Origin of the sequence: Adhaeribacter soli (assembly GCF_008727925.1) — a bacterium.
Taxonomy (GTDB): Bacteria; Bacteroidota; Bacteroidia; order Cytophagales; family Hymenobacteraceae; genus Adhaeribacter_A; species Adhaeribacter_A soli.
On the sequence record NZ_VTWT01000004.1, the window covers coordinates 353,909 to 368,330 of the forward strand.

Genomic DNA, 14,422 nt, shown 5'->3' on the forward strand with positions numbered 1-14,422 from the left:
TTTTAATTAATTGAATAAGGTTCAGGCTTTCTCCAAACTAAAGATTTAAAATAAATTCATTTATCCTTTAAACCCAAAAAATATATGATGAAACTCTACTCACCCAAATTATCAGAAAGGAGTTGGAGGCGCTTGCTTGTAGTGGCAATGCTTTGGCTGCTCGGTTTCGGTTACCAGGTAAAGGCACAGACTACCCTGGCAACCGGCGATATTTCCATTGTCGGCTGGAACTCCAACACCACCGATCAGATCGCCTTTGTTCCCTGGGTATCGCTGGCTCCCAATACCGTTATCCGTTTCACCGATAATGGCTGGAATTCCGGAGCATCTGCTACCCAGGCAGGTAATAGCCGGAATTTAGAGCAGGTTGCCATGTGGGTAAATACCTCGGGCAGCACCATTGCTGCCGGCACAGTTATCATTATTGAACCGGTTTACCTGAACGGCGGCTATTATGCGAGCATGGGTACTGTTTCGGTATTCAATAACGGGGGAGGCACAACCTCTTCTATGGCACTTACCAATATCGGAGACCAGCTTACTGCTTATCAAACCGCTAATCCTGCCGATCAAACCTTAAGCTCCACGGGCTTTTCCCCAACTAACACAAGTCCGGCTACTTTTAGCGGAACGGTACTATATGCCCTTTCCTGGCCAAACGGCTGGCTTACTTCCGGATCTTCCGGTTCCCAGACTTCTTACCTGCCATCTGATTTAACTAGCTATAATATTGCATTTACCGGCGGGTCTGCCGCGGTTCAGGGGGGGAGATATTCCGGGTCAACTTCCGGGCTTTCCATTTCCCAATACAAAGCAGCGGTAAATAATCCAGCCAACTGGACGGTGAGTAACACTTCCGTAGCTCTTAATAGCTCTTCCGTTCCTGATTTTCAGACTGCCCCACCTGCACCGGCCATTACGGGACATCCTGGCAACAGAACTCGGTGCGCGGGCGGGAATGCTACCTTTTCGGTAACGGCCACCAATGCCACTTCTTATCAATGGCAGGTAAATACCGGCTCAGGCTTTACAAACGTAGCAAATGCTGGCGTTTACAGCGGTGCTACCTCTTCAACCCTTACTATTACTGCTGTAACCGGCGCTATGAACGGATACCAGTACCGGGTGGTAGTTTCCGGTGCCACCGCACCTGCAGCCACTTCGAATACGGCTACGTTAACGGTTTCTAATATTGTTGTGTCTTCAGCCTACGTAAATGTGAGTTGTAATGGGGGAAGTAATGGCGCTGCCGCCGTTTCGGTTTCCGGAGGTATAACGCCCTATACGTATTCCTGGTCGCCAAGGGGAGGAACAAGCTCAACTGCAACTGGTTTATCGGCCGGAACCTATACCGTTACCATAACCGATGATATTGGCTGTACTGCTACCCGCACTTTCAATATCACCCAACCTGCTGCTCCCGTTTCCGGAACAACCGTAGTTACTAATGTTTCCTGCAATGGCGGAAACACCGGCGCTATAAACTTAACGCCAACCGGTGGCACATCACCGTACACTTATAACTGGGGTGGTGGCATTACTACGGAAGACCGCTCCAACTTAACTGCCGGCACTTATACCGTAACCATTACAGATGCGAATAGCTGTACTGGTACGATTACTGCTACGGTCAACCAACCAGCCTCTCCGGTGTCTGGTGTAGGAGTTGTAACCAATGTGTCGTGTAATGGCGGATCTAACGGTACTATAGATCTTACACCAAGTGGCGGCACTGCTCCCTATACTTATTACTGGGCGGGCGGAATAACCACCCAGGATAGAACAGGCTTAACTGCCGGAAATTATTCAGTTGTAATTACCGATGTTAACGGTTGTACATCCACCCAAAGTTACTTCGTAAATCAGCCTAGTGGGATAACTGCCACTACCACGGCTACGGATGCAACCTGCAGCAGCGCTGCCAATGGTTCGGCTACCGTAACGGCATCCGGGGGTACAAGCCCTTACACCTATAGCTGGGCGCCTTCAGGAGGCACCGGGGCAACGGCCAGCAATTTAGCTCCCGGTACCTATACCGTTACAGTAATCGATGCGAATAACTGTACAAAACAAGCTACGGCAACGGTAACTGCACCTGCTGCTCCCGGTAATCCTGCTGTATTTGGAAACGGAACCTGGAATGTGTACGCCTGGAATGCCGGGGGGGGGGCCAATACCGGTGCTTCATGGTCTCAGAATTACGCTGGTTTCTATACCGATACTACCCTGAACATGAATACCGTGCCAATTTGGAATACTCTTACTTCCCCTTCCGATGCGCCCGGATACCAGGGCTGTGTCGTAGCGGCAGATAATCATTCCTGGAGCGCGAAGCGTACCGGTTTTACCTGTGGCTATTATATCATCAGTATTCCGGCCCACGACGACCATGCTGAATTGTTAATTAACGGTAGTATGGTTTGGCAACATATTGGCTGCTGCGATTCGCACACCAACGTTTGGCAGGGTTACTTGTCGCCTACGAGCCAGGTTGAATTCAGGGTTACCGAAGGCGGCGGCAATTCTTACGGAGAGATTACTTTTGCCCGGGTAAAACCTACCATTTCTGGCCTTACCACTATTTGCGGAGGAAGCCCGGTAAACCTTGCGGCCACGCCGGCCACCGGAAGTACTTATTTGTGGTCTACCGGTGCAACCACACAAAGTATTAACGTTACAACCCCCGGAACTTATTCGGTTACCATTAGCGGTGCAGGCTGTTCTTCTACCGTTAGTACTACGGTAACAGAAGTAGTTGCTACTGCCGCCGGCGCAACCATTTGTGCCGGAGATACCGCAACACTTACAGCCAGCGGGGCAGATGTCTATAACTGGTATAATGCGGCTTCAGGCGGCACTTTATTGAAAACCGGCGCTTCTTTTACTACGCCGGTTTTAACGAACACCACCACTTATTATTTACAGGGAGTAAAAACACAAACGAAATCGCTGAGTACCATTAATACCGGTGGTAATAATCAGAATGGGGTAATGTTTCAGGTAGCTGCCCACAAGAGCCTGACTATTAATGGCTTTACCATTACCCCGACAAGTGTGGGCAGTACCATTCCTTTAAGATTCTATTATAAAACAGGCACTTACAGTGGATTTCAGAATAATGCCTCCGCCTGGACCCTGCATGCAACTACCAGTGTAGTGAACGCCGGATCACAAATTTTTGTGCCGGTTCCCGAACTGGCCTTACAACAAGGTCAGCAATACGCTTTTTACATAACTACTACAGACGGAACCAATATAAGCTATACCAATGGGGATAATACCTTTACCGATGGTAACCTGACCATCACTACCGGTACCGGAAATATGTATCCTTTCAGTACCGTATATTCTCCGCGTACCTGGAATGGTTCTCTCTCTTATATGTTGCCAACTTGCGAAGGCCCGCGTAAACCGGTAACCGTTACGGTTAACCCGGCAGCAACCCTTACCATTAATGCTGCAAATGTAACCTGCCATGGTGCTGCCAATGGTACGGCAACTGTTTCTGCTTCCGGCGGCACTGCCCCGTATACTTATTTGTGGAGCAATGGTGCTACCACCGCTACGATCTCCAATCTGGCTCCCGGAACGTATACGGTAACCTCAACCGATGCGAAAGGATGCCGTTCCACGAATACGGTTACCATTACGGAGCCTGCCTCTGTTTTGGCCGCAAATGTTACCGGTACAAATGCTACCTGCAACGGCAGTGCGACCGGTACGGCTTCCGTATCTGCAAACGGCGGTACGGCACCCTATAGTTATTCCTGGTCTCCTGCAGGAGGGACGGCAGCAACTGCTTCCGGACTGACGGCTGGTACCTATACGGTAACCATTACGGATGCCAGGGGCTGCACTATAACCAGGAGTTTAACGATCGGTCAGCCTGCTGCAATTGCCGGCTCCACAGTTGTTACCAATGTTTCCTGCTTTGGAGGTTCCAATGGTTCCATAAATCTAACGCCTTCTGGCGGTTCAGGGCCTTACACCTTTAATTGGGGCGGAGGCGTTACTACCGAAGATCGCACAGGCCTTTTGGCTGGTAATTATTCCGTAACCATTACAGATGCGAATGGATGTACCGGCACGGTAACGGCTACAGTCGGACAACCAGCATCCCCGGTATCCGGAACCACGGTTATAACCAATGTAGCGTGTAACGGCGGTAATACCGGTGCCATCAATCTTACTCCAACCGGTGGTACTGGTTCATATACATTTTTATGGAACGATGGAAGAACTACTGAAGACCGCACTGGATTAGTTGCCGGTACTTATTCGGTAACTATTACGGATGCCAATAGTTGCACCAGTACCGTAACGACTACGGTTGGCCAGCCAGCTTCGCCGGTTTCCGGTACTACGGTTGTAACCAACGTGGCGTGTAACGGCGGAACTAATGGCGCGATTAATTTAACCCCTAACGGCGGCACGGCTCCATATACATTTAACTGGGGTAATGGCATTACCACCGAAGACAGAACCGGTCTAGCCGCTGGTACTTATACGGTTGTAATTACTGATCTTAACGGTTGCACCGCTAGTATTTCTGCTGCTGTTGGCCAACCAGCCACGGCAATAGGCGGAAGTACAGTAGTATCGCATGTAAGCTGCTTTGGTGGCTCCAATGGAACCATTGATCTAACGCCATCAGGCGGTACGGCGCCATATACTTACAACTGGAGCGGCGGTATTACAACGCAGGACAGAACGGGTTTATCAGCCGGAACTTATACCGTTGTAATTACCGATGCGAATGGTTGTACCGGTACTGTAACGGCTTCGGTTAACCAGCCGAGTGCACCTGTTTCCGGAACTACGGTAGTTACGAACGTAAGCAGCTTCGGCGGCAGCAACGGAGCTATTAATTTAACGCCTTCCGGCGGTACTGCACCTTACACCTATAACTGGGGTGGCGGTATTACAACGCAGGACAGAACAGGATTAATTGCGGGAACATATACTGTAACTATTACCGACGATAATGGCTGTACCGGAACGGTAATGGCTACTGTCACGCAGCCTGCACCTTCTTCCAACGCAAATCTGGCCAACCTGACGCTGAGTTCAGGAACCCTGAATCCGGTTTTTGCAGCAAATACGACTTCTTATACCGCTTCGGTTAACAGTTCCACTACCTCCGTTGTACTCACTGCAACTATTGCTGACCCTGCTGCGACGCTTAAAATAAATAATACCGCAGCAACCAGCGGAAGCGGACGGAGCATAACTTTAGCATCAGGCAGTAATTTAATTACCGTGGAAGTGACTGCTCAGAACGGAAGTATCAAAACCTACACGGTAAATGTTACCCAAATGACACCTACCGGCCCGATTTCCTGGACAGGTACTACTTCCACCGATTGGAACACGGCTTCTAACTGGAGCAGCAACAGCGTTCCTGCTTCAACGAGCGATGTGGTAATTCCATCCGGAGTTTCCCGCTACCCGGTTATCTCTTCCGGCACTTCTCTGGCCAAAGACCTGACAATTGCTTCGGGAGCAAGCTTAACGGTTAACGGCGGCACGCTTGAGGTAAAAGAAGACTTCACGAACAACGGCAGCTTCACTGCTACGGGCGGCTCCGCTATTTTCTCCGGTTCAGTCGTGCAGGTGATTGGAGGAGCGAACCCTTCTGCTTTCCATGACCTTACCATCAGTGCTGCCGGTGCCAGTTTAGCCGGTCCTGTTTCTGTTCAGCGGGTGCTTACGCTGAATGGTAACCTGAACACGAATGGCAATACTTTCACTTTGCTTTCAAATGCTTCAGGTACAGCCATGGTAGTAAATGCTGGCGGCGTAGTAAACGGCACCGCTAAAGTGCAGCGTTACATCAACCCTGCCCTGAATGCAGCAGCAGGTTACCGCCACTTTGCTTCTCCGGTGACTGCTACTACGGTAAGTGACTTTGCTACTGCAGGCTTTACACCGGTAGTGAACCCGGCCTATAATACAGCTGCTAAACCAGGAACGGTTCGTCCTTTCCCAACCGTGTTCCAGTATAACCAGAGCCGCTTAACCAACGACAGCGCTGCTACCATGGACTTCGGCTTCGGCTGGGAATCTCCGGCCGCTTTGTCTTCAGCTTTAACGCCAGGCAAAGGCTACTCAGTAAACATTCCTGCTTCCCAGACAGTAGACTTTACCGGTACGCTCAGCAACGGCACGGTAACGGTTACAGGTCTGGGCAGAGGAGCAACAACAGAATCAGGGTGGCATTTACTGGGTAATCCTTATCCTGCTCCAATCGACTGGGACAACATTACTATTCCTTCAGGCATGATGGATGCCGTATATGCCTTCCGTTCCTCTTCGGCTTACAACGGCTCTTATGCTGCATACGTGAACGGAGTAGGATCACTGACCGGAGGAGTAATTCCGGCCATGCAGGCCTTTTTTGTACGAACTACTGCAGCTGTTTCTTCTTTCAGCTTCAGCAATGCTGCCCGCTTAACTACGTACCAGAACCCTTCTTTCTACAGAAGTACTGAAACCCGTCCTTTGCTGCAACTTTCAGCCAGCAAAGGCCAGCAGCAGGATGAAGCATATTTGTACTTAGAGCAGGGGGCAACTACCGGTATGGACAATAGCTTTGATGCTTATTCTTTGCCGATGGGAGCGGTACGGGTGTATACCTTAGCCGGTGCTTCCCAGCTTTCTATCAATGGTTTGGGTTATTCAGCAGCTCCGCAACAGATTCCATTAGTTGTAGAAGGAGCAGCCGGAACGTACCAGCTCAAAGTAGAACAGCTGTTGAACCAGTTCCAGGTACAATTAGAAGACAAGCAGCTTAATACCATGCAGACACTTACCCCAACTTCAGTTGTTTCTTTCTCGCATGCGGGCGGAAGCACCGCTACCAGGTTTGTACTGCATGTAGGTGCAAGAGTAAGCGGAGTTGCCGATGCAACAAAAGGTATGGAAGTGAAACTCTATCCAAACCCGAGCCAAGGCAAGTTCCAGCTGCAGCTCTCCGGCCTGAAAGCTTCTTCCGCTGAAATGACCATTACTGATATTGCAGGTAAGGTGGTAATGCAGAAACAGGTGAAAGCCAGCAATGGTACTATCTCAGAAGCAGTAGAACTGAAAGCCGCTAAAGGAATTTATCTGCTTCAGATCAAAGCCGATCAGCAGGTGATTACCCGGAAAGTGGTAGTAGAATAAAACGTTATCGTTTAAGCGTAAAAAAGCCGCCCCGGATAAATGGGGCGGCTTTTTTTATGAAGAAAGGATGTGCTGATCAGACCAGGGAACCAGGTGAAAGAATTAAGATTCTGAGGCAGGTTTCAATCAGGTTCGTTGCCCGATAAAAAGCTTCGGATAACCTCAAAAATATACTGGCCGCCTTGTAAATAGTATATCAATTGTGGTAAGGTAAAATGCTTTAGAAAAATCTGAACCTATCGGATGAAGGCTTGTCGCTTAAAACTTAGGCAAAGCCAGGAAAATGCTATAGTTTGGCACCTGAAAAGTAAGAATGGTTATAGTCAGGGATTTGATTCCGGAAATTTTAATTTTAAACCCTTCAACACAAAATCCCTCAACCAATTTTAAGAAATAAAAAAAATATGCTGCAACGCCAGATGTACCGGATGCCCAAAGCCGGTTCCATCCGAAATTTGGAATTGGTAACGGAAATGCTGATCCAGCCCCAGGCAAATGAGGTATGTGTGAAAGTAAAAGCAGTAGGTCTCAACTTTGCTGATATTTTTGCCATGCAGGGCCTTTACAGCGCTACTCCCAAAGGATCATTTATTCCGGGGCTGGAATTTTCCGGTGAAATTATAGCAGTAGGGGAGAACGTGCATACCTGGAAAACCGGAGACAAAGTGATGGGAGTAACCCGATTTGGCGGCTATGTTTCTCACCTCAATATAAACGAACGTTACGTAGTGCCGCTGCCGGAAAACTGGAGCTTTGAAGAAGGTGCTGGTTTTCTGGTGCAGGGCCTTACGGCTTACTATGCCCTGAAAGAGCTGGGAAATCTGCACAAAGACATGACCGTCCTTATTCACAGCGCGGCTGGTGGGGTGGGTATTCTGGCTAACCGGATCTGTAAGAAATTCGGGGCATACACCATTGGTACGGTCGGCAGGGAAGATAAAGTGAAATTTCTGCAGGAGGAAGAAGCCTACGATAAGGTGATCGTACGGGACAAAGACTTTCCGGAAAAACTAAAAACCGCGCTGGGGAACCGGCCCTTGCAGCTGATCCTGGAATGCATAGGCGGCAAAGTTTTAGCAGAAGGTTGGAAATTACTGGCGCCTACCGGCCGGATGGTGGTGTACGGCAATGCCAGTTTTACGAGTCATGGTTCCCGGCCCAATTACTTTAAGCTGATCTGGAAGTACCTGAACCGTCCAAAGATTGATCCCTTGCGGTTACCAACCGAGAATAAGTCGCTTCTGGGATTTAACCTGATCTACCTCTACGAAGAAACCGATAGGATGCTCCGTTTTCTGCTTGAGTTGCAGGCCCTTGCGTTAAAGTCCCCGCACATTGGGCACGTATTCCCCTTTGAAGAAATGCAACCGGCTATTCGTTTGTTTCAGCAGGGTAAAACAGTAGGCAAAGTGGTGGTAAAACTAAGTGAATAGGAATTTTAAGGTCTTCTTCCTTTACTTATTGTTTCCTGAACTTGTATAAAATAATTTACTAATCTGGGTAACCATTACTCCCGGACTTAGAGCATGTTTAAATTTTATTTTTGCAAGCGGAAGTTTTCAGTACCGGGTTCTGAGGAAGGCTTTTTGGAGCAGCATAGCAGCGCTACGGTGCGAGAAAAAGACGAACTCAGGTTCCGGTAATGGAAATTTGCAGCGCAAAAGATGAATTTTAAACACGCGCTTACCATAAACCCCAGGTACGCTCCTAAAATGGCCTGGATTACTGTCCCGGAGCAGCCGCCTTTCGGATAGTAAGTTGATTTCATTCTTTTTGGGCTGAAAATTCTGCCTGGCACTTTATTTTGTAATTCACAGTTCAGGCAATTCTGCTTGCGAACTGCAGTTTAAAAGCCTGTCTTTTTTCTGATAATCAGCTGGTTGTGTTTTGCCTCATTGTTCTTTAATTATGATTGCCGGCTTCAGGAAGAGCCGTGGTCCGGCAGTTCCTTTCCTGTACGTAAGTACCTGTTTCATACCCATCATATTCTTCTATTAAGGGCGGAGCTATCCTTATAGTTTATAATCTTTTGTCATTTAAATTATCTAATTAACCAAAAAAATACAACTACTAAAAATTTGTCGGGTTAAATAGATTAATTGAATAAAACAAAGAATTTTCCAGATGAAATGAACAGGCGCTTTAGAAGGAGGAATACCTGTAATTAGGATTTATCGCTTGGTTGCTTGCTTTTTAAAGTCATTTGTGTGCTTCTGATTGGATTTAAATTGCAGGCAGGCTGATTGTTTTGCCGGGTTATTTCAGGGAAGCAGGTTCTGTGTTTTAATTTTTTTAAGAATTAAACCTGGCTGCATTATGAAGTTAGTTTACAGATTTTTACTTGCATTTATTCCCTTTTTAAGTTTTCCATGGCTGGTTCAGGCGCAGCATTCCACGTTTGTAGGCAGCGCTGCTGAAGTAGCCGCTACTTTCCGGGAGAAAATGCTGGACAAGGAGATGAATTCCCGGGTAGCCGATCTCCAGATCCGCCATCAGGTTAACGGCCGGAAACCCCTGATCCTGAACCTGACTTCAGGAAAAACAGAAGCCGGCCGGGAAAAATACTTTGGAAAAGTTGAGGGCGAGCCAAACAGTGGTTTTTACCTGGAAATTGCCGGCAATGAGGTATCAGGATCCATTATTCTCCGCAATTCCCGGAAATACTACGCTTATTCTTCCATCAATGGCCTGGTTTACCTGGCAGAAGAAAACATCGATAAGAAATTGTGCGTGAATTTCCAGGAAGCGGCTCAAAAGAGCACATCAGCCTCTAAATTAGGTACCAAACCTGTTGCGTCTGTTCCGATGCTGGAAAGTTTACCGGGAGCCGGTGCAGTAGTACTCCTCGATTTCGACGGCCAGACCGTTTCCGGCACCCTTTGGAACGATCATTTCAATAGTGGAAATCCCATTGTAGCTGCGCCGGCCAACCTGTCGAATACCGAGATCCAGGAAGTCTGGAAGATGATCAGCGAAGACTTCCGGCCTTTTAACCTGAACGTTACCACGAGCGAAGCGGTTTTCAACAACGCCCCGGCTAACCGACGGGTAAGGGCCATTTTTTCGCCTACCAATTACTTTTTCCCGAATGCCGGAGGGGTAGCCTACGTAGGATCTTTTATCTGGGGCAACACTTCTTCCGGCGAAACGCCCTGCTGGATATTCAATACCACCTCTAAATTTGCCGGCGAGGCCGGAACTCACGAAATTGGCCATACCATGCATCTACTGCACGACGGTACCACCACCCCGGCTGAAGAATACTATTACGGCCACCCGGACTGGGCACCCATTATGGGGGTAGGTTATTACCGCTCATTGGTTCAATGGAGCAAAGGCGAATACCTGAATGCCAACCGGACCGAAGACGATCTCAACCTGCTTACCACCATGAACGGGTTCAGTTACCGGCCCGACGATCATGGCGATGCCGCCGGTACGGCCACTCCCTTAATTTTGGGAAGTAGTGGTACGATCAGCGCCACCGCCAATAAAGGCATTATCGCTACTCAAACCGACGTAGATGTTTTTTCTTTTAATTTAACCGGCGCCCCCATCTCTGTTACTGTAAATCCGGACCCGCTATATCCCAACCTGGACGTGGCGCTCACTTTAAGAAATGCAGCCAACGCAGTTGTTGCTTCCGCTGATCCCTCTACCATGGAAGCTACGCTAAGCGGTACTTTTCCTGCCGGTACTTATTACCTTTACATCGATGGAGCGCTGGGAGCCATGGGAGCAAATTCCGATTACGGGTCCTTAGGCGCTTATTTCATTTCCGGTTCCTTGTCTAACCAGGCGCCGGTTGTAAGTCTTACTTCACCGGTTTCTTCTGCCACTTTTATAGCGCCCGCAACCATTACTCTGGAAGCCGCCGCTTCCGACCCGGACGGTACCATAAGTAAAGTGGAATTCTACAACGGAGCAACCAAACTGGGTGAAGACCTGTCGGCACCTTATACTTTTGCCTGGTCCGGAGTTGCCAGCGGCACCTATAACCTTACAGCCAAAGCGATCGATAACCTGAATGCGGTATCGACTTCCGCTATGGTAACGGTTTTAGTGGCCCCTAATGCTACCCAGTATAATTTGAATATTACGGTTGTAGGAAATGGTTCGGTAACCCGTTCGCCCAGCCAGGTAAGTTACTTGAACGGTACGAATGTTACTTTAACTGCTACTGGTGCAACTGGCTACCGCTTCAGCGGCTGGAGCGGCGATGCTTCAGGCTCGACAAACCCCTTAACCCTGGTAATGAACAGCAACAAGAACATAACGGCTACCTTTACCCCAATTCCTACGGTTACTAAATTTAATTTAATAGACGCTACCACCGAAAAAGTGATCCGGCAAATAACCTCCGGGGAAACGTTGAACCTGGCCACTTTGCCCAGCCGGAAACTGAACATCCAGGTGGAAACCAGTCCGACTACGGTGGGTAGCGTGAAGATGGTTTTAAGCGGCGCCCAAACCAAAACCAGCACCGATTCCTACAAACCTTATTCGGTATTCGGCGATGATAAACGCGGAAATTATTATTCCTGGACGCCAACGCTCGGGAATTACACCTTAACCGCCACGCCTTATTCCGGCAGTAATGCCGGCGGCCAGGCAGGTACAGCTCAAACCATTACATTTAAAGTGGTAGACGATCCGAAGCTGGTTTCTTACGATCTTTTCATTACTGTAGTCGGAAGCGGTTCGGTAATAAAAAGCCCAAGCCAGAACACGTATACAGGTGGAACGGTGGTTTCGTTAACGGCTACCCCGGTTAATGGGTATAAATTCAGCGGCTGGAGTGGTTCAGTCACCAGTACCTCCAATCCCTTGTCCCTTACCATGACCAGCAGCAAAAGCATAACCGCAACGTTTACTCCGGTACTGGCCGTAACTGGTTTTAACCTCATAAATGCTTCTACCGAACAGGTAATTCAGCCCTTAAGCGCCGGGGCCGTGCTGAACCTGGCGAAATTGCCTACCCGTAAACTGAATATTCAGGCAGTAACGGTACCGGCTACAACGGGCAGTGTGGTAATGGTGTTAAGCGGTACCCAGACCAAAAACTTCACCGATTCCTATGCACCCTATGCCGTATTCGGCGACGACCGGAACGGGAATTACTATGCCTGGACGCCTTCTATGGGAAACTATTCCTTAACCGCAACCCCTTATTCGGCTGGGAATGGAACCGGAAATATAGGCGCTCCCTTAACCATTAACTTTTCGGTGATCGACCAGGCAATTATATCTTCGGCGGAAGAGGGAAAAACGTTGCCGGAACAGGCGTCGGTCGAACCCTTGGTTGCCGCTTATCCCAACCCGTTCCGCAATGAACTGAAGGTGAAAATAAACAGTAAAATTTCTGAGCCCGCTGTTTTAACCATGCTGGACATTGCCGGAAAAGTGCTGTATCAGCGCCGGCTGGAACCTGCAGTTGATAACTATATCCTGCCGGCTGAAATAATCAATTACCTTGCCTCCGGAGTGTATTTGTTGCGCTTGCAACAGGGAAGCCAGCAGCAAGTAGTCAGGGTAACGCGGGAATAAAGCCGCACCGTTCACTTTAAAAAAAAATATCAAAAAGAAATTGGTTTGTTGTGGTTGTTTGCTGAAAGAACCGGGGTTGAGTTTCTCGATCCCGGTTCTTGCTTTAAAAACTTTTATCCGGCGCCTACTGCAGGAAACTTTATGCCGAAGCTTCAGATCCTTTCCAGGTCCACTTCGGAATTGGCGCTGAAATCGGGCCGGCTCAGAATCCTATTCAGCATTATTTCCGGTTCAGATTCCACGATCAGGTTATTTCTGTGATCTTTGCTAATGAACCCTTCGCTAACGCAATGGTCGATCATTTCCATGAACTTGTCGTAATAGCCGTTCACATTCAGAAAGGCCACCGGCTTGCGGATAATTGCCAGCTGGTTCCAGGTAATAATCTCACAGATTTCATCGAACGTTCCAAAGCCTCCGGGCATGGCCACGAAGGCATCGGAGCGGGTCGCCATCAATGCTTTGCGCTCGTGCATGGTTTGTACGATGTGCAGTTCCGTTAAGCCCGAATGCCCCACTTCGAGGTCTAAGAGGCTTTGCGGAATTACGCCAACCGCCGTACCGTTGCCGGCTAAAACGGCGTCAGCTATTACCCCCATCAAGCCCACATTTCCACCACCATAAACCAAACCAATTCCCTGTCGGGCCATCAGGCTTCCTAAACTGGTGGCGGCCTGGGTGTAAACCGGATCCAGACCGGTTCTGGCCCCGCAAAAAACGCCGATATTCCTGCTCATATTTTTTATTGAATTTACTATCGTTTTTAAATGCTCCAGCCTTGCTTTGAAGCCTTATTTGTAAGGTTCAAACCTAAAAACATTTAACCGGAATTCTTACCGTAATTAACAATTTTTAAGAAGTTTTGATAAACCGGAAAGCTATATAAAAGTAAAAGAAAGAAACCTTCTGTAAACCAATATGTTCCGGAAAATCCTGGATGCTGCCGATTCGCTTGATTCCCTCCTAAAGGAAAAGAAGATCCGGGCCTTGATCTTCGATATGGATGGTGTGGTCACGCAAACGGCTACCCTGCACGCCCAAGCATGGAAAAAACTCTTCGACGATTTTCTGCAAAACCGTAGGGAAAAGACCGGAAAAAGTACAGCGCCCTTCCGGATAGAAACCGATTACCCGCAATACATCGACGGCATTCCGCGCCTCGACGGCATTCGTAATTTCCTGAAAACGCGGGGTATTTCGTTACCGGAAGGAAGCCCCGAAGACAGCCCGGAAACCGAAACAGTATGGGGCTTGGGCAACCGGAAAAACCAGTATTTCCAGGAGTTGATAAAACAGAAAGTAGAAGTGTTTTCCGATACCCTCACCTGGATAAAGCAAAAGCGGGCAGCAGGTTACCAGATAGCCATTATTTCGGCCAGTAAAAATTGCCAGACAATATTGCAGGCAGCCGGAATCGAAGATCTGTTCCGGGTGCGGGTAGACGGGATAGTTGCTGAAGAACTGCACCTGCCAGGCAAACCCGCGCCCGACGTATTTCTGGAAGCAGCCCGGCAATTAGGGGTAATGCCCGAAGAAACAGCTGTTTTCGAAGATGCCCGCTTAGGGGTGAAAGCCGCCCGGGCCGGCGGTTTTGGTTTAGTGGTGGGTGTTAACCGGAAACAGGAAGCAGAAACCGAAGCTTTACTCCGGAATGGAGCAGATCTAGTACTAACGGGTTTCTGATAATATTTAAAGTTAAACAATCGGTTTT

5 protein-coding genes are annotated in these 14,422 nt (G+C 48.6%); 4 read left to right on the plus strand and 1 reads right to left on the minus strand.

What is annotated here, in order from left to right; translation table 11 throughout:
• Nucleotides 1-147 precede the first annotated feature (147 nt).
• The 3 genes from F0P94_RS09525 (at nt 148) to F0P94_RS09535 (ending at nt 12,711) form a co-directional block, all read left to right on the plus strand.
• The gene (locus tag F0P94_RS09525; RefSeq protein WP_191906990.1) at nt 148-7,164 is read left to right on the plus strand and encodes a T9SS type A sorting domain-containing protein; all 7,017 of its coding nucleotides are present in this window, start codon (nt 148-150) and stop codon (nt 7,162-7,164) included.
• A gap of 404 nt (nt 7,165-7,568) precedes the next feature.
• Nucleotides 7,569-8,597 (plus strand): synaptic vesicle VAT-1 family membrane protein, encoded by a 1,029-nt coding sequence (locus tag F0P94_RS09530; protein ID WP_150903654.1) that lies wholly within the window; start codon nt 7,569-7,571, stop codon nt 8,595-8,597.
• An 883-nt stretch (nt 8,598-9,480) separates the two neighbouring features.
• The gene (locus tag F0P94_RS09535; protein WP_150903655.1) at nt 9,481-12,711 is read left to right on the plus strand and encodes an InlB B-repeat-containing protein; all 3,231 of its coding nucleotides are present in this window, start codon (nt 9,481-9,483) and stop codon (nt 12,709-12,711) included.
• A gap of 152 nt (nt 12,712-12,863) precedes the next feature.
• Here F0P94_RS09535 and F0P94_RS09540 read toward each other — a convergent pair whose 3' ends face one another.
• Entirely contained in the window at nt 12,864-13,448 is a 585-nt protein-coding gene (locus tag F0P94_RS09540; protein WP_150903656.1) for an LOG family protein, read from the minus strand.
• A 181-nt stretch (nt 13,449-13,629) separates the two neighbouring features.
• Here F0P94_RS09540 and F0P94_RS09545 point away from each other — a divergent pair, with 181 nt between their 5' ends.
• Complete coding sequence (locus F0P94_RS09545; protein WP_191906991.1) at nt 13,630-14,394, plus strand: beta-phosphoglucomutase family hydrolase; 765 nt, start codon at nt 13,630-13,632, stop codon at nt 14,392-14,394.
• The last annotated feature ends 28 nt before the right edge of the window (nt 14,395-14,422 follow it).